The organism is Flavobacterium adhaerens (assembly GCF_040045115.1).
In the GTDB taxonomy this organism is placed as follows: Bacteria; Bacteroidota; Bacteroidia; order Flavobacteriales; family Flavobacteriaceae; genus Flavobacterium; species Flavobacterium adhaerens.
On the sequence record NZ_JBDLZX010000002.1, the window covers coordinates 396,329 to 422,669 of the forward strand.

Annotated in this window: 31 protein-coding genes; all 31 read left to right on the forward strand. The window is 33.3% G+C overall.

Annotated elements, in window-relative coordinates; translation table 11 throughout:
- Nucleotides 1-57: 57 nt before the first annotated feature.
- The 31 genes from ABEB18_RS04470 (at nucleotide 58) to ABEB18_RS04620 (ending at nucleotide 26,336) form a co-directional block, all read left to right on the forward strand.
- Entirely contained in the window at nucleotides 58-687 is a 630-nt protein-coding gene (locus ABEB18_RS04470; protein WP_348797897.1) for a Crp/Fnr family transcriptional regulator, read from the forward strand.
- Nucleotides 688-747: 60 nt separating this feature from the next.
- Nucleotides 748-1,545 (forward strand): sulfite exporter TauE/SafE family protein, encoded by a 798-nt coding sequence (locus ABEB18_RS04475; protein WP_348797898.1) that lies wholly within the window; start codon nucleotides 748-750, stop codon nucleotides 1,543-1,545.
- Between the two features lie 12 nt (nucleotides 1,546-1,557).
- A complete protein-coding gene (locus ABEB18_RS04480) occupies nucleotides 1,558-2,832 on the forward strand; it encodes an NAD(P)/FAD-dependent oxidoreductase (RefSeq protein WP_348797899.1) in 1,275 nt (424 codons plus the stop codon).
- Nucleotides 2,833-2,980: 148 nt separating this feature from the next.
- The gene (locus ABEB18_RS04485) at nucleotides 2,981-3,565 is read left to right on the forward strand and encodes a TetR/AcrR family transcriptional regulator (RefSeq protein ID WP_348797900.1); all 585 of its coding nucleotides are present in this window, start codon (nucleotides 2,981-2,983) and stop codon (nucleotides 3,563-3,565) included.
- Entirely contained in the window at nucleotides 3,562-4,872 is a 1,311-nt protein-coding gene (locus tag ABEB18_RS04490) for a TolC family protein (protein WP_348797901.1), read from the forward strand. The genes ABEB18_RS04485 and ABEB18_RS04490 overlap by 4 nt, the downstream gene beginning before the upstream one ends.
- A complete protein-coding gene (locus ABEB18_RS04495) occupies nucleotides 4,872-5,957 on the forward strand; it encodes an efflux RND transporter periplasmic adaptor subunit (RefSeq protein ID WP_348797903.1) in 1,086 nt (361 codons plus the stop codon). The genes ABEB18_RS04490 and ABEB18_RS04495 overlap by 1 nt, the downstream gene beginning before the upstream one ends.
- A complete protein-coding gene (locus tag ABEB18_RS04500; RefSeq protein ID WP_348797904.1) occupies nucleotides 5,958-7,199 on the forward strand; it encodes an ABC transporter permease in 1,242 nt (413 codons plus the stop codon).
- Nucleotides 7,196-7,876 (forward strand): ABC transporter ATP-binding protein, encoded by a 681-nt coding sequence (locus ABEB18_RS04505; RefSeq protein WP_348797905.1) that lies wholly within the window; start codon nucleotides 7,196-7,198, stop codon nucleotides 7,874-7,876. Before ABEB18_RS04500 ends, ABEB18_RS04505 begins: the two co-directional genes overlap by 4 nt.
- A 120-nt stretch (nucleotides 7,877-7,996) precedes the next feature.
- On the forward strand, nucleotides 7,997-10,165 hold the full coding sequence (locus ABEB18_RS04510; RefSeq protein WP_348797906.1) for a cbb3-type cytochrome c oxidase subunit I: 2,169 nt from the start codon (nucleotides 7,997-7,999) through the stop codon (nucleotides 10,163-10,165).
- 6 nt (nucleotides 10,166-10,171) lie between these two features.
- The gene (locus tag ABEB18_RS04515; protein WP_348797907.1) at nucleotides 10,172-11,185 is read left to right on the forward strand and encodes a cytochrome c; all 1,014 of its coding nucleotides are present in this window, start codon (nucleotides 10,172-10,174) and stop codon (nucleotides 11,183-11,185) included.
- Nucleotides 11,186-11,190: 5 nt separating this feature from the next.
- Nucleotides 11,191-11,451, forward strand: a complete 261-nt coding sequence (locus ABEB18_RS04520) for a hypothetical protein (protein WP_348797908.1) — start codon at nucleotides 11,191-11,193, stop codon at nucleotides 11,449-11,451.
- Between the two features lies 1 nt (nucleotide 11,452).
- Nucleotides 11,453-11,851: a cytochrome C gene (locus ABEB18_RS04525; protein ID WP_348797909.1), complete on the forward strand. Its 399-nt coding sequence runs from the start codon at nucleotides 11,453-11,455 to the stop codon at nucleotides 11,849-11,851.
- Nucleotides 11,852-11,986: 135 nt separating this feature from the next.
- Entirely contained in the window at nucleotides 11,987-12,742 is a 756-nt protein-coding gene (locus ABEB18_RS04530) for a helix-turn-helix domain-containing protein (RefSeq protein ID WP_348797910.1), read from the forward strand.
- Between the two features lie 77 nt (nucleotides 12,743-12,819).
- Complete coding sequence (locus ABEB18_RS04535; RefSeq protein ID WP_348797911.1) at nucleotides 12,820-13,206, forward strand: DUF983 domain-containing protein; 387 nt, start codon at nucleotides 12,820-12,822, stop codon at nucleotides 13,204-13,206.
- 16 nt (nucleotides 13,207-13,222) lie between these two features.
- A complete protein-coding gene (locus ABEB18_RS04540; protein WP_348797912.1) occupies nucleotides 13,223-14,575 on the forward strand; it encodes a cytochrome ubiquinol oxidase subunit I in 1,353 nt (450 codons plus the stop codon).
- A 19-nt stretch (nucleotides 14,576-14,594) separates the two neighbouring features.
- Nucleotides 14,595-15,632, forward strand: a complete 1,038-nt coding sequence (gene cydB, locus ABEB18_RS04545; protein WP_348797913.1) for a cytochrome d ubiquinol oxidase subunit II — start codon at nucleotides 14,595-14,597, stop codon at nucleotides 15,630-15,632.
- A gap of 489 nt (nucleotides 15,633-16,121) precedes the next feature.
- Nucleotides 16,122-16,772, forward strand: a complete 651-nt coding sequence (locus ABEB18_RS04550; protein WP_348797914.1) for a peroxiredoxin — start codon at nucleotides 16,122-16,124, stop codon at nucleotides 16,770-16,772.
- A gap of 33 nt (nucleotides 16,773-16,805) precedes the next feature.
- On the forward strand, nucleotides 16,806-18,224 hold the full coding sequence (locus ABEB18_RS04555; protein ID WP_348797915.1) for an MBL fold metallo-hydrolase: 1,419 nt from the start codon (nucleotides 16,806-16,808) through the stop codon (nucleotides 18,222-18,224).
- A gap of 11 nt (nucleotides 18,225-18,235) precedes the next feature.
- Complete coding sequence (locus ABEB18_RS04560; protein ID WP_348797916.1) at nucleotides 18,236-18,550, forward strand: rhodanese-like domain-containing protein; 315 nt, start codon at nucleotides 18,236-18,238, stop codon at nucleotides 18,548-18,550.
- Nucleotides 18,543-19,172, forward strand: a complete 630-nt coding sequence (locus tag ABEB18_RS04565) for a methyltransferase (RefSeq protein ID WP_348797917.1) — start codon at nucleotides 18,543-18,545, stop codon at nucleotides 19,170-19,172. Before ABEB18_RS04560 ends, ABEB18_RS04565 begins: the two co-directional genes overlap by 8 nt.
- A gap of 4 nt (nucleotides 19,173-19,176) precedes the next feature.
- A complete protein-coding gene (locus ABEB18_RS04570; protein WP_348797918.1) occupies nucleotides 19,177-19,386 on the forward strand; it encodes a YgaP family membrane protein in 210 nt (69 codons plus the stop codon).
- Nucleotides 19,383-19,640 (forward strand): heavy-metal-associated domain-containing protein, encoded by a 258-nt coding sequence (locus ABEB18_RS04575; RefSeq protein ID WP_348797919.1) that lies wholly within the window; start codon nucleotides 19,383-19,385, stop codon nucleotides 19,638-19,640. Before ABEB18_RS04570 ends, ABEB18_RS04575 begins: the two co-directional genes overlap by 4 nt.
- Nucleotides 19,641-19,642: 2 nt before the next feature.
- The gene (locus ABEB18_RS04580) at nucleotides 19,643-19,876 is read left to right on the forward strand and encodes a hypothetical protein (RefSeq protein ID WP_348797920.1); all 234 of its coding nucleotides are present in this window, start codon (nucleotides 19,643-19,645) and stop codon (nucleotides 19,874-19,876) included.
- Nucleotides 19,877-19,883: 7 nt separating this feature from the next.
- Entirely contained in the window at nucleotides 19,884-20,450 is a 567-nt protein-coding gene (locus tag ABEB18_RS04585) for a Tll0287-like domain-containing protein (RefSeq protein WP_348797921.1), read from the forward strand.
- Between the two features lie 178 nt (nucleotides 20,451-20,628).
- Nucleotides 20,629-20,913: a thioredoxin gene (trxA, locus tag ABEB18_RS04590; protein ID WP_348797922.1), complete on the forward strand. Its 285-nt coding sequence runs from the start codon at nucleotides 20,629-20,631 to the stop codon at nucleotides 20,911-20,913.
- A gap of 14 nt (nucleotides 20,914-20,927) precedes the next feature.
- Nucleotides 20,928-21,491 carry a YeeE/YedE family protein gene (locus ABEB18_RS04595; RefSeq protein WP_348797924.1) on the forward strand — a complete coding sequence of 188 codons (564 nt, stop codon included), beginning with the start codon at nucleotides 20,928-20,930 and terminating at the stop codon, nucleotides 21,489-21,491.
- Between the two features lie 12 nt (nucleotides 21,492-21,503).
- Nucleotides 21,504-22,001, forward strand: coding sequence for a DUF6691 family protein (locus tag ABEB18_RS04600; protein WP_073411660.1), 498 nt, complete (start codon nucleotides 21,504-21,506; stop codon nucleotides 21,999-22,001).
- 27 nt (nucleotides 22,002-22,028) lie between these two features.
- Complete coding sequence (locus ABEB18_RS04605; protein WP_348797925.1) at nucleotides 22,029-22,742, forward strand: DUF2490 domain-containing protein; 714 nt, start codon at nucleotides 22,029-22,031, stop codon at nucleotides 22,740-22,742.
- 95 nt (nucleotides 22,743-22,837) lie between these two features.
- Nucleotides 22,838-24,313 carry a rhodanese-like domain-containing protein gene (locus ABEB18_RS04610; protein WP_348797926.1) on the forward strand — a complete coding sequence of 492 codons (1,476 nt, stop codon included), beginning with the start codon at nucleotides 22,838-22,840 and terminating at the stop codon, nucleotides 24,311-24,313.
- Nucleotides 24,314-24,421: 108 nt separating this feature from the next.
- Nucleotides 24,422-24,841, forward strand: a complete 420-nt coding sequence (locus tag ABEB18_RS04615) for a hypothetical protein (RefSeq protein ID WP_348797927.1) — start codon at nucleotides 24,422-24,424, stop codon at nucleotides 24,839-24,841.
- 112 nt (nucleotides 24,842-24,953) lie between these two features.
- Nucleotides 24,954-26,336, forward strand: a complete 1,383-nt coding sequence (locus ABEB18_RS04620; RefSeq protein WP_348797928.1) for a TolC family protein — start codon at nucleotides 24,954-24,956, stop codon at nucleotides 26,334-26,336.
- Nucleotides 26,337-26,341: the final 5 nt, after the last annotated feature.

Sequence of the window (26,341 nt, forward strand, 5' to 3'; positions counted from 1 at the left end):
ACAAATAATTCAACACAAGCAACAACAAATTATTATTAATTAGTAATCCTTAAAAAAATGCAGACGGAACCATTAGAACAAATAACAGAATTTAAGACCTCTCCTGAGTTGATAGGCAAACTCTATGAATATTGCATACGAAAAGAATACAAGGCAGGAAGTGTTGTGCTAAATGAAAACGCACACATCCGCGCTATTCCGATAGTTACCAAAGGAACGTTGAGAGTTATTAGAATGGAAGACGACGGCAGAGAAATTTTACTGTATTATATTAATGCAGGCGAAAGTTGCATAATGTCTTTTTTGGGGGGACTTCACAATGAAACGAGTAAAGTTAAGGCAGAAGTGGAAGAAGATGCCGAAATATTATTCTTACCAATGGATAAAGTTTCTTTATTTATTAAAGAATATCCTCAATGGTTAGATTATATTTTCCGATTGTATCACAAGCGTTTTGAGGAATTATTGGAAATTGTGAATGCTATTGCATTTAAAAGAGTTGATGAGCGGTTATTGAATTTACTGGAAAAGAAATCTGAATTAACACAATCAAAAACCATTCAGATTACCCACGAACAATTAGCTAATGAGTTGGGAACAGCTAGAGTTGTAGTTTCAAGGCTATTGAAACAGCTAGAAGAAAATAGTATCGTTCAGCTTGGTAGAAATAAAATATCCCTTATGTAACAAAAGTAGCTGTACAGATTTTTGAATTGATGCAAATTTGTAATACAAATTCAAAAATTTATGGACATAGCAGGTTATATAGCGTCAATTTTTATAGGTATCTCTTTAGGACTAATTGGTGGAGGAGGAAGTATTCTTACTGTTCCAGTACTTGTTTATTTATTTAGTCTTGATGCGGTACTGTCAACTGCATATTCTTTATTTATAGTTGGTTCAACAAGCGTTGTTGGTTCAATTTCATATTTCAAAAAAGGATTGGTAAATATCAAAACAGCTATTATTTTTGGTATTCCGTCAATTGTAGCAGTTTTTCTAACAAGGGCTTATATCGTTCCTGCAATTCCTGAAGAAGTTTTGAGTATTGCAGCTTTTACCGTTACCAAAAATATTCTTTTGATGTTGCTTTTTGCTGTATTGATGATTTTCGCATCATACAGTATGATAAAAAAATGTAAAGGAGAAGATTGCTTGCCTACCGATACACCCACCGCAAGTACATTATTAATAGTTATTCAAGGAATATTTGTGGGCTTTGTTACTGGATTAATCGGCGCTGGTGGAGGCTTTTTAATCATTCCTGCCCTAGTCAATTTATTACGTTTAGAATTTAAAAAAGCAATCGGTACCTCGCTGGTTATCATAGCTCTTAATTCACTTTTTGGTTTTGCCATTTCCGTTACACATTATACGATAGACTGGATATTTCTTTTCAAAATTTTGGCTCTCGCCATTACAGGAGTGCTTATAGGAAGCTATATATCTAAAAAAATAGATGGTAAAAAACTAAAGCCCGCTTTCGGTTGGTTTGTACTGCTTATGGGTATTTACATTATCATAAAAGAAACTTTATTAAACTAAAATCATAATAATATGGAAAAGCATTATCAAATACTTATCGTTGGCGGTGGAAATGCCGGATTATCTGTTGCATCACAATTACTTCGCAAAAGAAAGGGATTAAATATTGGTATTATCGAACCCTCAGAAAATCATTATTATCAACCTGCATGGACATTAGTTGGTGCAGGAATTTTTGATATAAAAAAGACTATCCGTAATGAAAAGGATTTTATTCCAAAAAATGCGACATGGATAAAAGAAGCAGTTGCTGAATTTAACCCTACTTCAAACAAAGTAATTTGCAGTTCTGGAAAAGAAATTTCATACGATTATTTAATTGTTTGTCCAGGTATCCAATTAGATTGGAATAAAATAAAAGGATTAAAGGACACTTTAGGTAAAAACAATGTAAGCAGTAATTATAATTTTAATTCAGCACCATATACTTGGGAAATGATTAAAAATTTTAAAGGTGGTATAGCCGTTTTTACTAACCCATCCACTCCTATTAAATGTGGAGGTGCCCCACACAAAATAATGTATCTGGCTGTAGATTATTGGCGTAAGAAAGGTATTTTAGATAAATGTGACATACATTATATTTCTGGAGCAACAGTTATATTTGGTGTGCCTGAATATAAAGCAACACTAGAACAAGTATTAAAAAAAGGTAATATAAAAGTACATTATAGTGCTAATACAATTGGAATTGATGCAAATAATAAAACGATCGAGTTTGAAACCAAAAGCACTCCAAGTTCAATAAAGCAGTCATTATCAGAAACGACAGCTGCTTGTTATAGTATTAACGAAGCATCACAAACTGATTTAGCAAATAAAGTTACTCTTTCATTTGATCTATGCCATGCAGTACCTCCCCAGTCTGCGCCAGATTTTATTAAAAAAAGCCCTTTAGCAGATGCTTCAAATCCTTATGGTTATGTAGAGGTAAATAAAAACACAATGCAGCATTCAAGATTTACCAATGTTTTTGCTTTAGGAGACTGTACCAATGCACCCTGTAGTAAAACCGGAGCAGCAATACGAAAACAAGCACCAGTTGTAGTTACGAACTTATTAGAAGTAATGGATAAACAAACTGTAACCGCTCAATATGATGGCTACAGTGCTTGCCCGATACCTACGCAATACGGAAAATTAATGCTGGCAGAGTTTGATTATAACAACAAACCAAAAATGACATTCCCATTTGATCAAGCAAAACCACGTTGGACAATGTGGTTGCTAAAAACAAAAGTATTGCCTTGGCTATATTGGAACAAAATCCTAAAAGGAACTGCTTAATAATTAATACCATATTTTTTTAGTTTATTAATCCCTTTCAAGTGAAATTGAGAGGGATTTTTTTATTTTCAGTTATGTGATCATTGTCACTTTCAATAATAAATTTAATTGTATATTTGTAAAGTGAATGTTCACTAACTTATATTTTATGTTAAATAAAACCTCCAAAAGGCAACAAGAAATTATAGAATCCGCAGGAAAACTCTTGATGGAAAAGGGCATAAAAGGGTTGACTACAAAGAATTTAGCTCATGAAATGAACTTTTCTGAAAGTGCTATTTATAGGCATTTTGAAAGCAAAGAGCAAATAGTAATAACAATGCTTACTTTTTTAGCAAACAATATGGATGAAAGATTATCCCAAAATACTATTTCTAATGAAAATAGTGAAACTAAATTTATCAAATTATTTCAAAATCAATTTACTTTTTTTAATGCAAATCCACATTTTTTAGTAGCCGTTTTTTCTGATGGTTTATGGGAAGAAAGTAACAAAATTAATGAGGCAATTTTGAATTTGATGAGCATTAAGATAAAACATTTAAAACCAATTATTATTGAAGGTCAGAAAACGGAGTTTTTCAAAAATACAATTTCCGCAGATGATCTAACACATATTGTCATGGGAGCTTTTAGATTACAAATGTATAAATGGCGTATTGCAAATTTTAAATTTGATATTGAAAATGAGGGAAATAAAATAATACAATCACTACTAACAATTATAAAATGAAATATAAAATTATACTATTTTACTTATTATTGTTTTCTTTTCAAGCAAATGCACAGGAAACAATTGCATTTAAATCTATTGATGAGGTTTTGGCTTATGCAGAAAAAAATGCTTCGATTTTCAAAATTTCAAAAGAGCAAATTACATTAACAAAATACCAAACATTAATTGCTAAAATCAATATTTTTAATCCTAGAGGAAATGCAACTGCAACTGCAACTGATAATTTGCAACTACCATCAAATTATTTACCTGCCGAAGTTTTTGGAGGTGTTCCTGGTACTTTCAAAGAAACTCAATTTGGTCAACAATATATAAGTGCTATCAATATTACACCTCAAATAGATCTGATAAACATTCAATCTTGGCAAAAAATAAAAGCGTCAAAAATTAATGAAAATTTGAGTGAGACAACACAATTATTGATTAAGAAAAACTTATTTGAAAATATTGCTACGATCTATTATTCTATAGTTTCTATACAAAATCAAATCAAAGTTTTAGATACTAATTATGCTAATAATAAAAAAATTGAAGACGTTGTTACCAATAAAAACCAACAAGGTTTGGCTCGTCAACAAGATGTAAACCAAGCAACAGTAAATTTATTGCAAATAGAGGATAAGAAATCCCAATTAGTAACTGCACTTTTACAACAAAAAAATGCTTTGAAAGTTTTGTGCGATGCTTCTTTGGAAACCAATTTTGAAATAACAAACTCTGAAAGTAAAATTCAAAATATAACAACTATTGAAGTCTCAAATAAATTGTTGAGCCAACAAAGTAACTTACAAAAAGAGTTAAGTCAACAAGAACTAAAAAGTTATAAATCATCTTTTTATCCAACGCTTTCTGCTGTCGGAAATTGGGCATATCAAGACAATAGCAATATTGGTTTTTTAAACGTCAATTCAAATGCGTTTCAATCTTCTTACATTGGATTGCGTTTAAATTATTTGTTTCCTGAAGCATCAAAATATTTACAAAAAAGAACTTTAAAAACCAATTTTAATATTGCACAAGAAACCGCAAAACACAATCAAATACTAGAAAAAAGTACTAACGACCAACTAAAATTAGAATACAAAAAAATAATAGATAGTAACAACATTAGTGAAAAAATATTGATTTTAAAAACAGATACTTACAATAAAAATTTGGAGATATACCAACAGGATTTAGTATCAATTGATAACTTATTAATTTCATTTAATGATAAACTTAATGCCGAATTAAATAAAATTATAAGCCAAGTGAATGCTGACTATTTAAGAACTAAAATCAACATTAATAATACTATAAAATAATGAAAAGAATATTTTTTTTATCAATTTCAGTTTTACTCTTTTCTTGTGGCAAAAAAACGGAAGAAACTAAAGTGGAACGCAAAAATATTACCGAAATGGTTTTTGCATCAGGAATACTAAAAGCCGATGATGAATACAACCTTATGGCTCAAACCGAAGGCTATATTACCAAAATTAATTTCAATGAAGGTGACGAAGTTGTTATTGGCAAAGCATTAGCAATTATTGATAATCAGCAAAGTGATATAAACACCAAAAGTGGTTCTAAATTATTAAAAATTGCTAAAGAAAACAGTAGTTCTAATGCGCCATTATTGCAACAAAGTAAAGCCAATTTGAATGCTGCAAAACTAAAACTTCAACAAGACGAATTACAGGTATCTCGATACAAAAAATTAGTCGAAAATAATAGTATTGCAAAAGTTGAATATGAAAATATTCTGTTAGCCGTTTCAAACTCAAAAGCAACTGTTTTATCATTAGAACAGCAATATCAAAACCTTTTAATTCAAGCAAATCAACAAGTAATCATTCAAAATCAACAGCTTGAAAATAGTCAAACCATTCAAGATTTCAACGAAGTAAAAGCATTGGTAAATGGTAAAATTTACAAACAAAAAAAGCAAGTTGGCGATTATGTTCGTAAAGGAGATATTATTGCAGTTTTGGCGAATAATCAAAAAGTTTATGCCAACCTCAATATTGACGAAAGTAATATGGGGAAAATAAAACTCAACCAACAGATCGTTATAAAACTAAATGTTAATGCAACTAAAACGTACAAAGCAGTAGTTTCAGAAATCTTACCCACTTTTGATGAGCAATCGCAATCCTTTATAGCTAAAGCTTTTTTTACAGAACCAATCGATTTTGACATCTCGGGAACGCAACTTGAAGCTAATATTTTTGTGAATGAAAAGAAAAACGCTTTAGTAATTCCAAGAAGTTATTTAGGTTATGGAAACAAAGTTTTTATTACCGAAAAAAAACAAATAGATGTCAAAACAGGCATTATTTCTTCTGATTATGTCGAAATTTTGAAAGGTTTGAAAGAAGGCGAAACTGTTTTAAAAGAATTAGACTAGATGAAAAATTACAAGCACAACATCAATTCTGAAATTGCATATACCCATTTGTTTTCAAAGAAAAAACAAACATTGGTAGCTGCATTGGGCGTAACGGTTGGTATTGCAATTTTTATATTTATGAACTCACTAATGTACGGTTTTGAAGTTTATTCAGTTGAAAGTTTATTCAAAACTACACCACATTTAAGAATTTATAAAGAAGAAAAAATAAGTCAACCTTTAGTATCAAATTCAGCAGATAATTTAGTGTTGCTTGCAAATCCAAAAATCAAAAAGGAAAGCAAGAAGCTAATCAATCCCAATTTAATTATTGAAGCACTAAAAAAACAACCCGAAGTTATTGGTGTGACTCCAAATGTTTCGGCAAATGTTTTTTATAATAATGGCGAAGCGCAAGTAATTGGGAGAACATCGGGCGTAAATATCGAAGAACAAAATACAATGTTTCATCTTGAAGATTATATTGTAGAAGGTAAATATTCTGACTTAAAATCCAATCAAAATGGAATTATTCTTGGTGTTGGTATTGCCGAAAAACTCAATTTACGCTTAAACGATAATATTTCGGTTGCCACTGCTTATGGAGTTTCAAAAGTGATGAAAATCGTAGCACTATTAAAAACTGGCGTTACCAATACAGACAAAACATTATCATATACTAATATTTCGGCAGCACAACAACTCAATAAACAAAGTGCAAGTTATATTACGGATATTTTTGTGAACATTAAAGATTTCGAAACGGCAAAAAAAGTTTTACCAGAGTTCAAACAATTAAGTGGTTACGAAGTTGAAGATTGGGAAACCGCCAACGCATCAGCTGCGGCTGCAAACAAAATTAGAAAAATGATGGCAATGGCAATTTCATTTTCTATAATGCTTGTTGCTGCATTCGGCATTTACAATATTCTAAATATGACCATTATGGAAAAATTAAATGACATTGCAATTCTTAAAGCTATTGGTTTTTCGGGTAAGGATGTTATCAAAATTTTTGTAAAAGAAGCAATAATTATCGGAATAATCGGAATTGTATTTGGATTAATTCTAGCAATGATTTTAGTGAAATTAATGGGGAATATGTGGGTTGGTGGCGATATTGGTTTTTTTCCAATTCGGTTTTTTCCAAAATTTTTCGGATTAGGAATTGGTTTCGGATTACTAGTAACCACTTTGGCTGGTTATATTCCAGCACGAAAAGCAGCAAAATTAGACCCAATAACAATTTTTAGAAAATGATACAAAAAGAACTTTTATTGCAAGCAAAAAAGGTAAGTAAATACTTTTACGAACCTGAAAAATTTAAGGTTCTAAATGATATTTCATTTGATATTCATAAAGGCGAATTTGTAACTATGGTCGGAAAATCGGGTTCAGGAAAATCTACTTTATTATATCTACTTTCAACAATGGATACGGATTATGAAGGAAATATTTTTTTTGATGGAGAAAATTTATCTAAAAAAACTAAAGAAGAATTAGCGGCAATCCGCAACGAGAAAATAGGTTTTGTTTTTCAGTTTCATTATTTATTACCTGAATTTTCAAGTTTAAAAAATGTGATGATACCAGCATTAAAATTAGGTAAATATTCTAAACAAGAAATTGAAGAAAGAGCTTATACTATTCTAACAAAACTTGACTTAAAAGACCAAGCACTCAAGCCAGCTTCTAAACTTTCTGGCGGTCAACAACAACGTGTTGCCATTGCAAGAGCTTTAATCAATGATCCTAAAATTATTATGGGTGACGAGCCTACAGGTAATTTAGATAGCAAAAACACTGCTATTGTTTTCGATTTATTTAAACATCTTACAACTGAATTTAATCAAACTGTTTTGGCTGTAACCCACGATAACGATTTTGCGAAAGCAAGCGACAGAATTATCGAAATGGCTGATGGAGTAATTTTATAAAGCTCTCTCTATTAGGGATTATTTATTTAAAGTAAAAAGTACCGTTAAAACTACTTTTTTCACCACTGATAAACTGCTTTTTTAATACAAATTTGTACAATCATTTTAAATAGGTCAATTATGAAGATCCAAATAAGCAGTTTTCTTTCAAAGTCTAAAATAAAATTAATCCTTATTGTTTTAGTTGTATTTTTTAAACCATTAGCCACTATGGCACAAACAGATAATGGTGTAAGTTTTTTTCCAAATAAATCAATTGACTTTATTGGTTTTTTGACCACATTAGTATTAGTAATTGTTGGCTTAGTTATTATTTTAATTCTAAAACTAATTATCAATGCAAACAATTATTTAGCTGATAACAATCAAACGGGAAAAGATAAATTTAAAAAATATTTAAATAATTTAAATTCTTCACAAATTGAAATATTAAAAAAGCAACGAAATCATAAGAATAAAGTAGCTTCTATTTTAATTTTGGTTTTTATCTCATTAATGCCTCAATTTACATTTGCCCAAAATGTACCCGCAAAAAGAGAAGATATTTTTTCAGAGCCTGGAGTTATTATTACATTGGTTTTAATTTTTATTCCATTATTTCTAGCTTTATTTTATTTATCTGTCAAAGTTTATAATGGATTTAATAACTATTTTAATGCTCAAAAAATAAAGCATGCTGAAGAATTGGCTGCCTATATTTCAGAAAAAGAAAACATTCCTGATGATCTAGAGTTAGACGAAATAAAGAAAAAAAATGAATACAGAATAGCTTCAAATGAATTATCGGGTGATAGTAAACCAAATGATTTTAATGGGTTATTAAATAATATTAGAACAGAAACTAATTATCCTTTTTTTGCACCCAAAAGACCACCTATTAAGCGTCCTAAAATAGATCCTGAACTTACAAAATTAATTTTGTGGTTTTTAGGCACTGCAGTTTTTTGGCTTTTTGTGGGAAGTACTGTTGGTGAATATGTTGGAATTAAATTTATTGTTCCTGATGCGGATACATATAGTTGGTTAAGTATAGGACGACTTCGTGCAGTACATACCAATCTAGTATTTTGGGCTTGGGCAACTATCGGAATTATGGGATTAGGATATTACATTGTTCCCATGGTTAGTAACGCTCCTTTAAACAGTATTAAAAATGGTTGGAAAGCTCTAATAGCTGTAAATGGTGCGATGCTTGTTGGTGCAATTACTATAATGGCGGGAATTAATAATGGTGGTGGTGAATACCGTGAAATCATTTGGCCAATAATGGCAGTTTGGGGGTACGGTTTATTACTTACCGTAATCAATTTCATAAAAACAATTGCTAAAAGAACAACGCACGAAATATACATATCGAATTGGTTTATTGTAGCTTCCTACATTTTCATTCTCATTGTAGCTGTTATAGCTTATATTCCCATGGGACAGGACGGCATTGGAGAAACAATTGTTCAAGGGTATTATATGCACCAGGCTGTTGGAATGTGGTTTATGTTTTCAATGTTGGGTGTTTTGTATTATTTACTTCCACAGCAACTTAACAAGCCCATTTATTCATACAGTTTAGGGGTTTTAGCTTTTTGGTCGCAAATTCTTTTTTATACCGTAATCGGAACACACCATTTTGTTTTTAGTGCTTTGCCGTGGTGGTTACAAACGGTGGCTATTGTAGGTAGTGTTGGAATGTTAATTCCTGTAACATCGGGAACCATAAATTATTTGATGACATTAAAGGGTTCCTGGAGCAAAATCAGTAATAGTTATTCACTTCCATTCTTTTTTGTAGGGATAATTTATTATTTCACAGGTTCATTTCAAGGAACAGCCGAAGCTTTTAGATCTACCAATTTAATTTGGCATTTTACTGATTTCACTATTGCACATTCACACATAACAATGTATGGCATCATTACCTTTCTATTATTTGGAAGTATTTATGCCATAGTACCAAGGTTAACAGGAAAAGAACCACCACAACTAGGTGTTGGTGCACATTTTTGGTTGGCATTAATAGGGTTACAGTTTTATACAATACCATTGATGATTGGTGGCACATTAAAAGGGCTAATGTGGGCTGAGGGAAAACCATTTATTGATAGTGTCGTGATGATGGGCCCCTATTGGCTTTGGCGTGCAATTGGAGGAACATTAATGTGGCTTTCACATATTGTGTTGGCTTACAATATGTATAAAATGATGAAACCAACTGTTGAAATAGATATAAAAGAAAAAGCTTTTGAAATAATCAGTCAAAATTTGAAAGATAATTCAATTGAACCTAAAATATAAATAGCAATGAGTATATTTCACGATCATAAAAAACTCTTTACAACAGCAACCATTTTATTTGGTACACTAACACTTTTTGTAGCTGTTTTTCCATCATTGTACAACCAAGAAAATAATGCAGCATTGTATGGAAGTATTCCGTTAACTGAAGAACAAGAAGCAGGAAGACAAATTTATATTAGTAATGGCTGCGTGGGTTGCCACTCACAACAAGTTCGAAATGTAGATATGGATAAGCCTTGGGGAGAGCGACCAGGAATAGCTGCCGATTATGCACTAAGTACACGAAAAAGTATTTGGCAAAATGCAGGAACATTAATGGGAACTGAAAGAACTGGCCCTGATTTAACCAATATTGGAGTAAGGCAACCCAGTCAAGATTGGCATTTAGTTCATTTATACAATCCAAGAACAGTAATGCCACAATCAATTATGGCACCGTATCCTTGGTTGTTTGAAATTAAAGACAAGGTAGAAAAAGGCGACGTAAAAGTAAATGTACCCGAACAATATATGAATGGTCAAAAAGGTATTGTTGTCGCTACAAAAGACGCATTAAATTTGGTTGCATATTTACAATCATTAAAACAAGTCAAGCTACCAGATGGAACACCAGATCCAGCTTTCCTCTACAAAAAGGAAAAAATGGATGTAAATGCTACTGCAGGCGACACAAAACCGGAAGTAAACGGAAGTAATTTATATGCCGCCAATTGTATGGCATGCCATCAACAAAATGGAGAAGGATTGCCTGGTGCTTTTCCTCCACTCAAAGGAAGTAAAATTGTATTAGATGATAATCCTGAAATTATGGTAGGAATTATTATGAATGGTTATGATGCAAGAGAAGATTATGGCGTGATGCCGGCAGTAGGAACTAATGCAGGACTATCTGCTGAGGAAGTTGCTGCAATAATGAACCACGAAAAATCAAGTTGGGGAAACAATGCTAAAAAAGTAACCGCAGAACAAGTTCAGAAATTAATGGATCTTGCAAAATTAAGTGAACCTAAACAATAAGTAAAATGAAGAAGTTTTTTTATTCAATAATTATCACAATGCTCTCAATTGCTACTTATGCTTGTCCAATGTGTGAAAAACAGCAACCCAAAATTTTAAGAGGTATTGCACACGGTGCAGGTCCAGAAAGCAATTTAGATTATGTTATTGTATGGACAATGGTTGCTATAGTTTTAGTAACATTATTTTTTTCTTTAAAATTTATAATCAAACCAAAAGAAAAGGAAGAAAATCATATAAAAAGAAACCATTTAATTTTTGAATAATATGGAAAGTAAAAGTAAAGTGATTATTTTTATTGATGATCAAGTGCAGCCGATAGCTGAATTTGATGCGCCTGTAAATTTTGAGTTAGATACCCGCAAACTTAAAGATGGTTTACATCAGTTAAAAATAATAAGCAAAGATCCAACAGGAAAAGAAGGTATAAAAACTGTACCTTTTACTGTCAGAAATGGACCAGCAATAACAATTGATGGAATAGATGACAATGATGTGGTTGACGGGGTTTTGCCATTAATGATTAACGCTTATGGTAAAGGAAATCAAAAACAATTTTTAATTGATGGTAGTGAAACACCTAAAAGTGTTCCCTCTTGGTTATTTGCGGCTATAATTGCATTTGTAGCTTGGGCAATTTATTTTACAATAACTTCTTTAGGATAAGTAATTATGTGCGAAATCAAAAATATCAAATGTAGTGAAGTAACACAAAATGAACTAAAGTTTGCAGTTTACCATACATCAGATTTTTTGCCCTTTATGCAAAAATTAAACATTCCTCATAGGCACAATTATTTTATGATTCTACTTAACGAAAAGAATTATGGTACTCAACTAATCGACTTTGGGGAATTTGATATAGAGCCATTTTCAATTACTTGCATGTATTATGGTCAAATACATCAGTGGTTAAATTATGATAAAATTGAAGGCTATATATTAGTATTTGAAAATGATTTTTTTGCACTCCGATATCAGAACTACCAGCTAAGTGAATTTTCATTTCTAACCTATCGGCACAAACAGCCCTACTTAAAAGTTTCTGAAGAAAAATTTGAAAACCTCAAGTCAATTGCACTTTGGATGTTAAAAGAATTTAAAGAAAGTAAAACCGATTATGAAAAAAGTTTACGCTCTTTACTAAATTTAATGCTTTTAGACCTCAACAGATTATTTGAACCGATACCTAAAAATACAGAATTTAGTCAATCATTACAGCTAATTCATCATTTTGAAGAATTAATAGACAAATATTATAAAGAAAAACATTTTGTAAAAGATTATGCCGCAATAATGTATGTTCGCCCAAATTACCTAAATGCGGTTTGCAATGAAGTGACAAATATTTCTGCCGGAGATTTAATTAGAAATAGAATTCTTCTTGAAGCCAAACGATTGCTTATACACGAGAAAAAAACAGTTTCCGAAATTGCCTATGAATTAGGTTTTGAAGATAACTCTTATTTTGGTCGTTTCTTCAAAAAGTATGAAAACATAACTCCAGATGGATTCAAACGTAAATTTATTAATACAAGTAAATTTTTTCAAATATAATAAAGCAGTAACAACTAAAGTAACTTATATCACAAATCAAAATTTACATTTAATCTAAATTTGTTAAAAATAAAACTATGTTTCTATTCCTAAAGCATTTGCTTTCCTTTAAGTGTCCAAGATGTCATGAAGGACATCTGTTTGTAAATAAATGGTACAACCTTAGCAATGGTAATAAAATGGTACAAAATTGTTCTGTATGCAACCAAAGAACAGAACTTGAACCAGGATTTTATCAAGGTACTGGTTATGTAAGTTATGCTTTAACGGTTGGATTTTCGATTATTACTTTTATAATCTGGATATCAATAACAGGTTATGGTTTCAAAAACAAAGAGGTTTTTTGGTGGTTACCAATAAACATTTTTGCTCTGATTTTAATGCAACCATGGCTAATGAGGTTATCTAGAGTTTTATGGCTTACAATGTTTTTTCATGGTGACGATAAATTTCACAATAAATAATTAAAAACTCAACGCTATGGATGTAGAAATTCTAGCTCGAATTCAGTTTGCTTTTACCATTGCTTTCCATTACATCTATCCACCATTAAGTATTGGCATTGGATTGATAATGGTTATTATGGAAAGCTTATATCTTAGAACTGGTAAAAAAGAATACGAAATTTTAACACGTTTTTGGATTAAAATATTTGCACTGACTTTTGGTATCGGAGTAGCAACTGGTATCATCATGGAATTTGAATTTGGCACCAATTGGGCTGTGTATTCACGATATGTAGGCGACATTTTTGGAAGTGCTTTAGCTGCTGAAGGTTTATTTGCTTTTGGTTTAGAAAGTGCTTTTCTGGGCGTATTGCTTTTTGGTTGGCATCGAGTAAAACCTTGGGTACACTTAGTTTCAACAATTGGCGTGTTTCTCGGATCAATGTTTTCAGCAGTTTGGATAGTAGTGGCTAATTCTTGGCAACAAACTCCAGCGGGTTATCATATCGTCGGAGAAGGATTAAATGCCCGTGCCGAAGTAACCGATTTTTGGGCAATGGTTTTCAATCCATCAAGTATAGATAGATTGGTGCATACTTGGCAGGGCGCTTTTTTAGCAGGAGCATTTTTGGTTTTAAGCGTTCACGCGTATTATTTAAGAAAAGGACGTTATGTAGAAATATCTAAAAAGGCATTCAAAATTGCGTTAGTTGTTGCAGCTGTTTTCTCATTATCCCAATTGGTTTCTGGTCATAGTTCAGCCGACGGGGTTTCTGTGAATCAACCTGCGAAATTAGCTGCTATGGAAGGTCATTTTGACAAATCTGCTCCTGCTGATTTATATCTTTTGGGTTGGGTAGATAAAGAAAAACAAGAAGTAACAGGTTTGAAAATTCCTGGTGGATTATCTTTTTTAGTGCATCAAGATTTTAAAGCTCCGATAACGGGTTTAAATAGTTTTTCCGAAGAAGATAGACCAAGCCAAATTAATGCAGTTTTTCAATTTTATCACACAATGATTGCTATTGGAATGATGCTAATTGGTCTAACGCTTTATGCAAGTTTTTTATGGTGGAGAGGCAAGTTATTTGAAACCAAATGGATATTATGGATATTTTCATTTTCGGTAATACTACCTCAAATTGCTAATCAAGTTGGTTGGTATGCTGCCGAAATGGGAAGACAACCTTGGGTTGTTTATGGTCATTTACGTACCAGCGATGCTTTTTCGCAAGAGGTTTCAGCTAATCAAATTGTATTTTCATTAATTATGTTCACCGTTATTTACGCACTATTATTTGTGCTATTTATTTATATGGTCAATAAAAAAATAAAACACGGACCTTACGAAGAAAGTAAAACAGTGGTAAATTTTCAATCCTTCTAAAAAATTAAAATTAATAGTTATGGAATATTTTTTAGGAATAGACTATCCAACCTTGTGGTATTTAGTTATTGGTCTTTTATTTTCTGGCTATGCCATACTTGAAGGATTTGATTTTGGTGCTGGAGCATGGCATTTGTTTTTTCAAAAAGATTTAAGCCGTAGGGTAGCAATTAATGCCATCGCTCCTGTATGGGATGCCAATCAAGTTTGGTTGGTCATTGGTGGTGGTGCATTATTTGCTGGTTTTCCAATAATGTATGCTACTATGTTGTCGTCAATGTACGTACCATTTATGCTTTTTTTAATGTTTAATATTCTCAGGGCAGCTGCAATCAAATTCAGAAGTGCAGAAGATATGCTATGGTGGCGAAAAACTTGGGATATTATATATAGTGTTTCCAGTATTATGATTGCTTTTTTATTAGGTATAGTCCTTGGTAATATTTTACAAGGTCTTCCGCTAGGAGAGAACCATAGCTATAAAGGTGGTATGTTCTTTTCCTTTTTAAATCCATATGCAATAATGGTAGGTCTCACAACGCTATCATTATTTATGACTCAGGGAGCCATTTATCTTTTGCTAAAAACTGAAGGAAGATTGCATGCAAGATTAACATTTTTATTGCGACGCGGAATGATCTTTTTTATAATTACTTTCGGAATTATGACACTTTATACATTGATTTTTATTCCTGTAGTTACAACCAATTTTAGAGATAATCCTATATATTTTATTGTACCCTTATTATCGTTTTTAGCGGTTGCGAATATACCTCGGTTAGCTTCTAAAAAAAAATATATGCAAGCATTGATTTTTTCATCCTTAACAATGGCCTTATTGCTTGCCCTTGTCGCAATTCAATTATATCCAACTTTGTTAATTTCAACAATAGATTCAAAATATAATGTAACAATCTATAATGCGGCATCTTCTCAAAAATCATTAGGCATTATGTTAACAATTGTGGTTATTGGAACACCTTTGCTAGCGGGCTACTTTTTCTTTTTGTACAAGACATTTAACGGTAAAGTAAAGTTAGATGATACTAGTTATTAGTTTCTAAAATAATTTATGCTGGAAATAAGTATTATGTATAATAAGCTATTATAACTTACTATTTTAAAACCCATTGGGTATAATTATTGAATTTTTAGAAATACTAAAAATTGAAACGCATAAAATCATAAAAAAAAGAGTTATATAGACCAATTCTTGGATTCACATAGCTATGATTTTCTAAAATCAAGCTAAGCGTCAAGAAGAAACTAATAAAAAACTATGTTTCTATGCGTTTAAAAAATATAAATGGAATTACACCCAACAGTTATTTTAAATAATAAATCAGTTTACAACTTCTTTTTAACTAGTTGTTAACCTATTATTTATGGTATAAATTGATTTGTGTTTGTCTAAATCTTAGTACATATCGTGATAGCTCAAATCAAAAAATAATAATTTTTTCCTTGTGTAACTAAAGTAACTGTACAAGAAAAATATAATACTGAAATTTACATAATTAAATTAATAATCTATAAATAATCTATCATGGAAGACAAAATATTTTTAATGCCAAGAATTGGGGATATGGCTCCAGACTTTGAAGCAGTAACGACAACTGGGAATTTAAAATTTTCTGAATATAACAAAGGAAGTTGGATGGTGTTTTTTTCACATCCTGCTGATTTTACACCTGTATGTACAACAGAAATGAGTGGTTTTGCACTTGAAAAAGATTTCTTTGCCGAACACAATACCAAATTAATTGGTTTAAGTATTGACAGTATTCATTCTCATATTGCTTGGGTAAATGCAGTTCATGAAAAAACAGGAATTTTATTTGATTTTCCAATTATTGCGGATATTTCGATGGAAGTCTCAAAACTTTATGGAATGTTACAACCAGGCGAAAGTGAAACCGCAGCTGTTCGTGCCGTTTTTATAATGGATCCCGAAGGGAAAGTACGTTTGATAATGTATTATCCACTAAACGTGGGAAGAAATATGGACGAAATTAAACGCTCATTGCTTGCTCTACAAACTTCGGATGAACATAAAGTAGCAATGCCACTTAATTGGCAGCCTGGAGATAAAGTAATTGTGGGTGCTCCAAAAACAATAGAAGCTTTGGCGGCAAGAAAAGCCGATAAGGAATTAGAGCAGATAGATTGGTATTTGGCTAAAAAAACAATTGGGTAATTTCATTTAAAATTAATTAAAAACTAAAAGAATATGTTTTTTCAACACGTTTACGATAAAAGTTTAGCACAAGGCAGTTATGTTATTGGCTGTCAAAAAACTGGGGAAGCCATAGTAATTGATGCACAACGTGATATTGATATATACATCGACATCGCAAAACAAAACAACCTCCGTATTACACACATAGCTGAAACTCACATTCATGCAGACTTTCTTTGTGGTTCAAGAGAACTTGCAGCAGTAACAAACGCAACAATGTACCTTTCAGACGAAGGAGGCGAAGATTGGCAGTACCAGTTCCCGCACAAAGGGCTCAAAGAAGGCGATGTTATCAAAGTTGGAAACCTCACATTAGAAGTGATGCATACACCAGGCCATACTCCAGAAAGCATCAGCTTTCTATTGACTGACCATCCGGCTACAGACAAGCCAGTTATGGTATTAACAGGCGATTTTGTTTTTGTAGGTGATATAGGCCGTCCTGATTTACTCGAAAAAGCTGCTGGACTTGCTGGTACAAAAGAAGATGGAGCCAAACAAATGTTCCAATCCTTGAAAAAGTTTGCGGCACTTCCAGAATATGTGCAGGTATGGTCGGGACATGGTGCAGGTTCTGCTTGTGGCAAGGCTTTAGGAGCCGTAGCAAGTTCTACAGTTGGTTATGAGAAAATTAGAAACTGGGCGCTTCAATACAGCGAAAATGAAAAAGGGTTTATCGACTATCTTTTAGCCGACCAGCCCGAACCACCGAAATACTTTGCGATGATGAAGCACTTAAACAAAGTTGATCGTCCGTTGCTTATAGATGTTCCGAAACATCCAGAGCTAACCAAAGAGCAGTTTATTTCTGCCTATGAAAAAGGCATTAAGGTAATAGATACCCGCAATAAAGTGGAATTTGCCAAAGGTTTTATTCCTAATACGCTAAACATTCAGGGTAATAATTCTTTCGCTACTTGGTGCGGTTGGTTATTGAATTATCAAGAGCAGTTTATTTTGGTAGCCGAAGACAGTCAGATGGAAGATTTGACCCGTAAATTGATGCGTATCGGCTTGGACAACATATTCGGATATATTTCAGATGTAAATGCTACAGGAATTGAGCTCCATACTTCAAATGTCATTTCTTTGGAAGAATTTAAAACCCAGATAGGAAAGGATAATATACAGATAGTAGATGTTCGTGGTGCATCGGAATATGAAGCAGGACACGTTGAAGGTGCAGAAAACGTTTTTGTTGGAACATTACAGGACAACTTGGGTAAAATCAGCAAAGACAAACAGGTGGTTATACATTGTCAGGCAGGCGACCGATCAGCCATTGCCTATTCGATCCTTGCCAAAAACGGCTTTAAAAACGTGAAAAACTTTTCTGGAGGAATGAAAGAGTGGATAGCAGAAAATGGTAAAACAATTGGATGTAATGGAACATCTTGTACAAAAGCTTAAAATTTAAAACTATGGGACTATTTTCAGCAATATTTGGCAAAACAGATAACAGTCAATTATCAGAAGCTATAAAAAACGGTGCGTTTTTAGTAGATGTTCGCACACCTGACGAGTTTTCGGCAGGCAGTGTAAAAGGAGCGGTAAATATTCCATTGGATAAAGTATCAATGGAATTACCAAAATTCAAGGGCAAGAAAAATATCGTTGTTTTTTGCAGAAGTGGAAACAGAAGCGGACAGGCAAAAAGTATTTTGGAGCATAACGGTTTTCAGAATGTTATAAACGGTGGTACATGGGAAAATGTAAATCAGTTGGTAAATGAGTAAAAAAGAAAATGATATTGTCTGTTGTGTAACGCAATGCAAAAACCCACTTGATCAAAACTATTGGAACGAGAGATGGCAAAAAAATGAAACAGGCTGGGATATGGGACAGGCTTCGCCTGCCATTACAGAGTATATGGCGCAATACCAGAATAAAAATGCAGCTATTCTAATTCCGGGTTGTGGCAATGCCTATGAAGCAGAATTTTTGATAGCTAATGGGTTTATAAACATTACCCTAATTGATATTGCACCAAAAGCAGTTGAAGCGTTAAAAAAAAAGTTTGCTGACAAAACACAAATAAACGTTTTGTGCGAAGATTTTTTCAATCATCAAGGCAGTTACGATTTGATCATTGAGCAAACATTTTTTTGTGCCATTCCACCTACTAGTAGAAATGAATATTCAAAAAAAACTGCTTCATTACTCAACGAAAATGGTAGAATAATAGGTGTGCTATTCGATAAACAGTTTAACCAGCCTTTTCCACCTTTTGGAGGTTGTCCTTGCGAATACAAACCTATTTTTGAACCGCATTATTTCATCAAAATAATGGATGAATGCTACAATAGCATTCCTTCAAGAGCCAACTCGGAAGTATTTATTAACCTCACAAAAAAATAGAGAAATGAAAAAGAACATGGGAACAACCGATAAAGTCATCAGGATACTAGTTGCTGTAGTTGTAGGTGTTTTGTACTTTACAAATGTCATTTCAGGAACATTGGCAATCATATTAGGCATATTAGCAGTAGTATTTGTGCTTACATCATTCATTAGTTTTTGCCCCTTGTATTTACCATTTGGCATTAGCACTTTTAGAAAGAAAACAAGATGACACACAATATAGCAGTAGAAAACATTAAATGTGGTGGCTGTATGAACAGTATAAAAACCGCTTTAATGAAAATAAATGGTGTTGAAAATGTAAGTATTGACAAAGACACCGAAACCGTAACTATTGATGCTACGGTTGAAAAAATAATTCTTATAAATGCTCTTTCAAAAATGGGTTATCCCGAAAAAGGGAATAATGATCTATTAAAAAAAGCAAAATCGTATGTGAGCTGTGCTATTGGAAAAATAAATTGATTATGAAAAACTATCTAAGAGATTGGAATTTTATGCGTGTTTTGCGATTGGCATTAGGCATTTTCATGATAGCACAGGGTATTCAGACAAAAGAATGGTGGTTTGTTGTAATGGGTGGATTGTTTTCATTAATGCCTTTACTTAACATAGGGTGTTGCGGTATTTCGGGTTGCAATACTTCTATATCAAAAAGCAATAAGAGAATTGAAGATACAACCTATGAGGAGATAAAATAAAAAAATTATGTTGAGGGGTTTCTCATTTTTATTGACAGCAATGGTTCTTTTGTCTTGTAACAACAAACAGAAAACTCTATCCGAAGAGGAAAAGGAGGCCTTGATGCTTTTGGGCGACAGCATTTCTGTGAAGATGCAAAATGTGTTGCTTCAAAACTTAGCTGGAGTTATACAAAAAGGAGGAACAGACTATGCGGTTGAATTTTGTAACGTTAAAGCTATGCCACTCACGGATAGTATAGCAGATAATCTTAAAGTCTATATTCAACGGTTAAGCGATAAAAACCGTAATCCCAATAATGCCATTCAAACCCAAACGGACAGTATAGCTTGGGAGAAAGTAAAATCCGAAAAAACAGGTTTTATTAGGGAAGATAAAAACGGAGAGGTTTATTTTTACAAGCCTATTTTTATAGCAATGCCTACTTGCCTAAAATGCCACGGAGGAAATACCGACATAATCGAAAGCACCAAAAAAATTATTGTCAAAAAATATCCAAGTGACAAAGCTATAGGTTACAGCATAGGAGATATTAGAGGAATGTGGAAAATTAAGCTAAAAGAAAGACAGTAGCATGAAAAGCTTCTTAAAGAAAAACACACTAATAATTGTGGGAGTTTCTATATTGTAAATTTATAGGATGTAGCACAGGCAGTTGTGCCATAACTTCTAGTCCGAAAAACATTACTCTATATGGTGCCGCGATGGGTGGCTTGCTATTATCGATATTAAAAAAAGACAAAAAAACAACATGACATTTCAGGAAATAATAAATCAGGATAAACCTATTTTGGTAGATTTTTTTGCTGAATGGTGCGGTCCTTGTAAAACAATGTCGCCAATTTTTGAAGAACTAAAACAACATGTAGGCGATAATGCAGGCATCATTAAAATTGATGTTGACAAGAACCCGCTGGCAGCAACAATATATAAAGTACGCAGTGTACCCACGCTTATATTATTTAAAAATGGTAAACAGCTTTGGCGTCAGTCGGGCATAGTACCTCTAAACGAATTGGAAAGATTAATTAACTAAAATATATAAAATAAATGTTAGAATTTTTGAAACAACCCTGGCCTTGGTACATAGCCGGTCCGTTAGTGGGGCTTACAGTACCAGCATTATTAATTTTAGGAAATAAAAATTTTGGCATTAGTGCAAACTTACGCCATGCTTGTGCAGCTTGTCTGCCAGCTAATATTTCTTTTTTCAAATATGATTGGAAAAAAGAAATTTGGAATATATTTTTTGTAGTTGGAATACTAATTGGAGGTGTAATCGCTTTTAGTTTTTTAGCCAATCCAAACCCTATAGTCATTAATGAAAATTTGAGAACTGAACTGGCAAGCTATGGTATGACAAACATCAATGGAATGTTGCCACAAGAAATTTTCTCTTGGGAAAATCTCTTTACAATTAAAGGATTTCTAATGATGGTTGTTGGAGGTTTTATGATAGGCTTCGGTTCTCGTTATGCAGGCGGTTGTACAAGTGGACATGCAATTTCCGGATTATCAAATCTGCAATTACCATCGCTTATTGCTACTTGCTGCTTTTTTATTGGCGGATTAATTATGGCAAACATTATACTTCCAATAATTCTCTCTCTTTAAATACTAATAGAAATGAAAAATATAGATAAAAACAAAGATTTCGAAACCCGTTCATTAGACACGGTATGCATAAACGAAAGCCATTTAGAACATAAATGGTACCACAATATCAAATACTTAATAGTAGGTTTATTATTCGGGATAGTATTTATAAAAGCCGAAATAATCAGTTGGTACCGCATACAAGAAATGTTTCGTTTTCAATCTTTTCATATGTACGGTGTTATTGGTAGTGCTGTTATAGTTGGTGCAATTTCGGTTTTTATGATTAAAAAACTTAATATAAAAACCATTTATGGCGAAAAAATAGAATTTCACGATAAGAAGTTTAATAAGGGTCAGATCATTGGTGGACTGATTTTTGGTCTAGGCTGGGCTATTACTGGTGCTTGTCCTGGGCCTATTTTCGCACAAATTGGAACTGGAGTAACTGTCATGATTGTAACTTTATTCTTTGCGATTGTTGGTACATGGGTGTACGGTTATTTTAGAGATAAATTACCTCATTAATTAACGTTTATGTATTGGTTTAAAAGATTGCTGGTAACAGCGATATGGATATCTATTGCCCAAACTTTACAGGCACAAGATCATTACAACGCTTGGTTTCGAGGTATCTTGAGCATTCCAGTGGGCGAAAAATTTAAAATAGATAACGAGCTTCAGCACAGGAGACAAAACGGTTTTGAAAACGAGAATATGTTTGATAAAAACTTAATGTTTGCTTACAGGAATTGGGTACATTATCAACATAGTGAAGATGTAAAATTTTCTCTATCTCCCTTTGCCTATTTTAAGAACTACAGGATTATCCAACAACATCCAGACGAAACTATTATACCAAGCAGTGAAATTCGTTTTTCGATAGCAGTTGAATTGCAACATGAGATCCTTAAAAAGTTTTATATAGTAGATAGGTCAGCTGTCGAATATCGAATATTTGACAACAATCAAGCAGACATAATAAGGCTTCGAAACCGTTTTGGCTTTCGTTACGACTTTACTAGAAAATTAAAGGTGGGCATTTTTGATGAATTGCTTTTTAATCTTTCTGGTACAACATACCATCATTTCTTTGATCACGATCGTTTAGGGCTGAATGTCGAATACAAACTTGTACCAAATGTAAAATTTGACATTGGTTACATACACATTACCAGATTACCTTTGTCTGGTACAACAAAACTTCATGAAAACAATCTCTATCTTAACTTTACCTATCAACTCAAAAAAACTAAAAAAGAAGAATAACCGAACATCAATTCCACTAATGTAACAAAAGTTACAGTACAAGGAAAACAGATAGTCTAACTTTGTGAGTTAGGAATTTCTAAATAATGTTGATTATGCTAATCAAAGCAAAGTTTACGACTATTATGGTTGTATTTATAATCTTGTTCTTTCAAGTAAATAAATTACAAGCCCAAAGCTATTTTTTTGAGCGGGTATATGATGAAACACTTGCACAGGCAAGTTTTGTTATAGGTGATCTGAATACCAAAGAAGCTATTATTATTGATCCTAAACGCGATATAGATACCTATTTGGAAATTGCCAAAACAAACAAACTCAAAATAACCAAAGTAGCCGAAACACACATCCACGCAGATTTTTTAAGCGGCTCCCGTGAATTGGCTGCTGTCACAGGTGCAGAGCTGTTACTATCTGACGAGGGAGGAACAGATTGGCAATATCAATTTCCACATACGGGATTGAAGGAAGGCAGTTTAATCTCCATTGGGCAGGTTGAATTTAGTGTAATGCACACACCCGGACATACACCTGAAAGCATCACTTTTTTGGTAAGAGATACTAAAGTTCCTGTAACACCACAAAGAGCCATTACGGGAGATTTTATTTTCGTGGGCGATGTTGGTCGTCCTGACCTACTGGAAAAAGCAGCTGGGCAAGTAGGCTCACAGGAGCTTGGCGCAAAACAGCTTTATGCTTCTTTACAAAAGTTTTTAAAATTGCCTGATGATTTGGAGATATGGGCTGGACACGGGTCTGGATCATTCTGCGGTAAGAGCCTAAGCCCAATTCCTCATTCTACACTAAAGGAAGAAAAACAGAACAGCAAAGCATTCCAATTTAAAAATGATGAAAAGGGATTTGTACACTACATCTTGAACGAGCAGCCAACACCACCAAAATATTTTGCTATGATGAAGCACTTGAATAAAGTAGATAGACCGTTGCTGATACAGGTTCCTATTCATCCAATACTTAACCCGACCTCTTTTCAAAAAGCAATAGATAACAAATTATTGGTTATTGATACCCGCAATAAAAACGAGATCGCCAAAGCTCACATTCCGGGAAGCCTGCATATAGAAAACGGAAAATCATTTTCCACTTGGGTAGGTTCTTTGATAGATTATCAACATCAAATTATATTGATAACTGATGAAAACCACATGGAGGATTTGGCACGTAAGATGATGCGTATCGGTATGGACAACATTTTCGGGTTTGTGACCAGATTAGATAATATAAACGTGGCACTGGAAAAATCCGATCTCGTTAACATTGGGGAACTGAAAAAGCACTTGAACAAGAAAGATGTTCAAATCATAGATGTGCGAACCGAAAGCGAATACGACAACGGACATATCAAAGATGTAGAAAATATTGTTCTTACTTCATTAGAAAAAAATATTCAAAAAATCAGTAAAGATAAGCCTGTCATTGTTCATTGCCAAAGCGGAGTGCGAGCTGCAATGGCATATTCTATATTGAAAAGAAACGGAATTAAAAACCTAAGTATTTATTTAGGTGGTATTAACGAGTGGACAGAACAAAATAATGAATTAACCAAGTAATATAAACTATCTAAAGCGTCAAATTAAAATAGTAATGGATGTTAAAAAATATTAAAACACAGACTTCCGTTAGGATTGTTAGTTTAATTAAAGTACTTTAGCATATTGATGAATAATAAAATATCACATAGTCTTAAAAGTTTTCAGCGATACCTTTTTGTATTCGCTGCATTTCTTGTGATGTTTCTTTCATCTTGCTCAGTTAAGGCCAGTATTAAAACACTTGCTGGTTTCCCTCCAAAAACGGAACAAGGTATACCTAAAGGCAACCATAATTTATCTGTAAATACATTTGAAAAATGTTCACAGATTGATGTTGTCGATAGCCAAATTGATCATAAATCATCGTATAGTTCTCAAGATTTATTACCAGTAATTCTTCTTGCAGTTACTACCCTTTTCTTTTTTGGTCTCCGTCAACAAAGCAAAGAAACTAAACACCCACTTTATAGTAGTAGTGGAAAAATTCGTAATTCTATCTCTATCTTTTTAGAATACCGAAAACTTCTTATTCATTTCTCCCTTTAATTTCTTTTCCTAATTTGAACACAATGTCTCATTTAGGATACATTTCTATTTTTTCCCTTTTTAAAAAATAAACTGAAGTCGTCATGACGACTTTTAAAAATCGTACATCAATATGATCAAACATATTATGGCGGCCACTTTGTTGTGGCTAGCCGTCGTTGCTGCTTTTCCGCTATATGCACAGCAACAAAAAGAACAAACTTTAGGCAGTTTATGGCCTAAAGTAGAAGAAAATTATCCGGGTATTAGTGCTAAAAAATCGGACATTGATGCCGCAAAGTTCAACCAACGGGCAGTAAAAGGCAATATGCTACCGCAGATAAACGCACAGGCACAAAATACTTATGGAACTTATGAAGGTAGTGCAGGTGGTTTCTTTCCGCAGTCTGGCTTTTTTAACGTAAATGGCCCAGTACCATTAGATGGTAGTTCTACCGCAGCCAATACCTTTGGCTCCGCTATTGTCAACTGGGAAATGTTCTCTTTCGGAAAGCTTCGTAAGCAGAACGAGGCTGCGGGTGCTTTATATAACAAATCGGTCAGTGATAAAGATGCTTATCTACTCAACCTGAAAAAGACATTATCCGAAAGGTACATCATTCTTCTTTACAATAATGCTAAGTTGCAATGGACGCGAAAGAATGCCGAACGTCTTGACGACATCCGCAAAATAACTTCGGGCTTGTCCGCATCAGGCCTAAGACCTGCGGCAGACAGCTTGCTTGCTTTATCATCGTATGTGCAGGCAATGGGCGAGCATGATAAATGGTATGGCTTTAAAAATGCTTCTTATATTAAACTATTGGAGTTGTATGGCAATGATACAATAGATTTAACAGCATCAATTAACCGTTTCGGTAATCCCATAGAAAGTGGTTTAAATAAGTTAATTACCATCAATCCTTCCCACCCCATATTAGATGCGCTAGACAAGCAATCGGAGTATTATACTTTAAGCGGTGAGGCACAAAAAAGAGCTTCTCTTCCTTCTATTAATCTGTTAGGGGGTTATGCTTATCGGGGAACAAGTATAAGCCCTAACGGGAATGTATCAGGTGCATGGAAAGACGGGTTCAGCAATACCACCAATAATTTTTTGGCAGGTATTGGCATTACATGGAATTTGACTAGCCTACATACTAATCGCATGAAAGGTGAACAACTGTTCAAAGAAGCCGAAAGTACGAAGCTAATTCAATCACAGTACCAGCAAGCGATGCAAGCCGATTTATCTGCTTCTCAGGCAAAAATCGTCCAGCAATACGAGCAGCTTCAGAAAACGAAATTGGCTGTACAGCAGTCGCAAGACGCATACAATATGTACCTCGCAAGATACAAAAGCGGTTTAATCACTTTAAGCGAACTTTTACAGATACGCATTTTGCTAGAACAGGCAGAGAATGCCCATATCGAGGCTTCCCGTGAATATTGGGGATTGCTAGCTTATGAAGCGGAGCTAACTACAGATTTCGACTTTTTATTCAACAACCTTTAAATAAT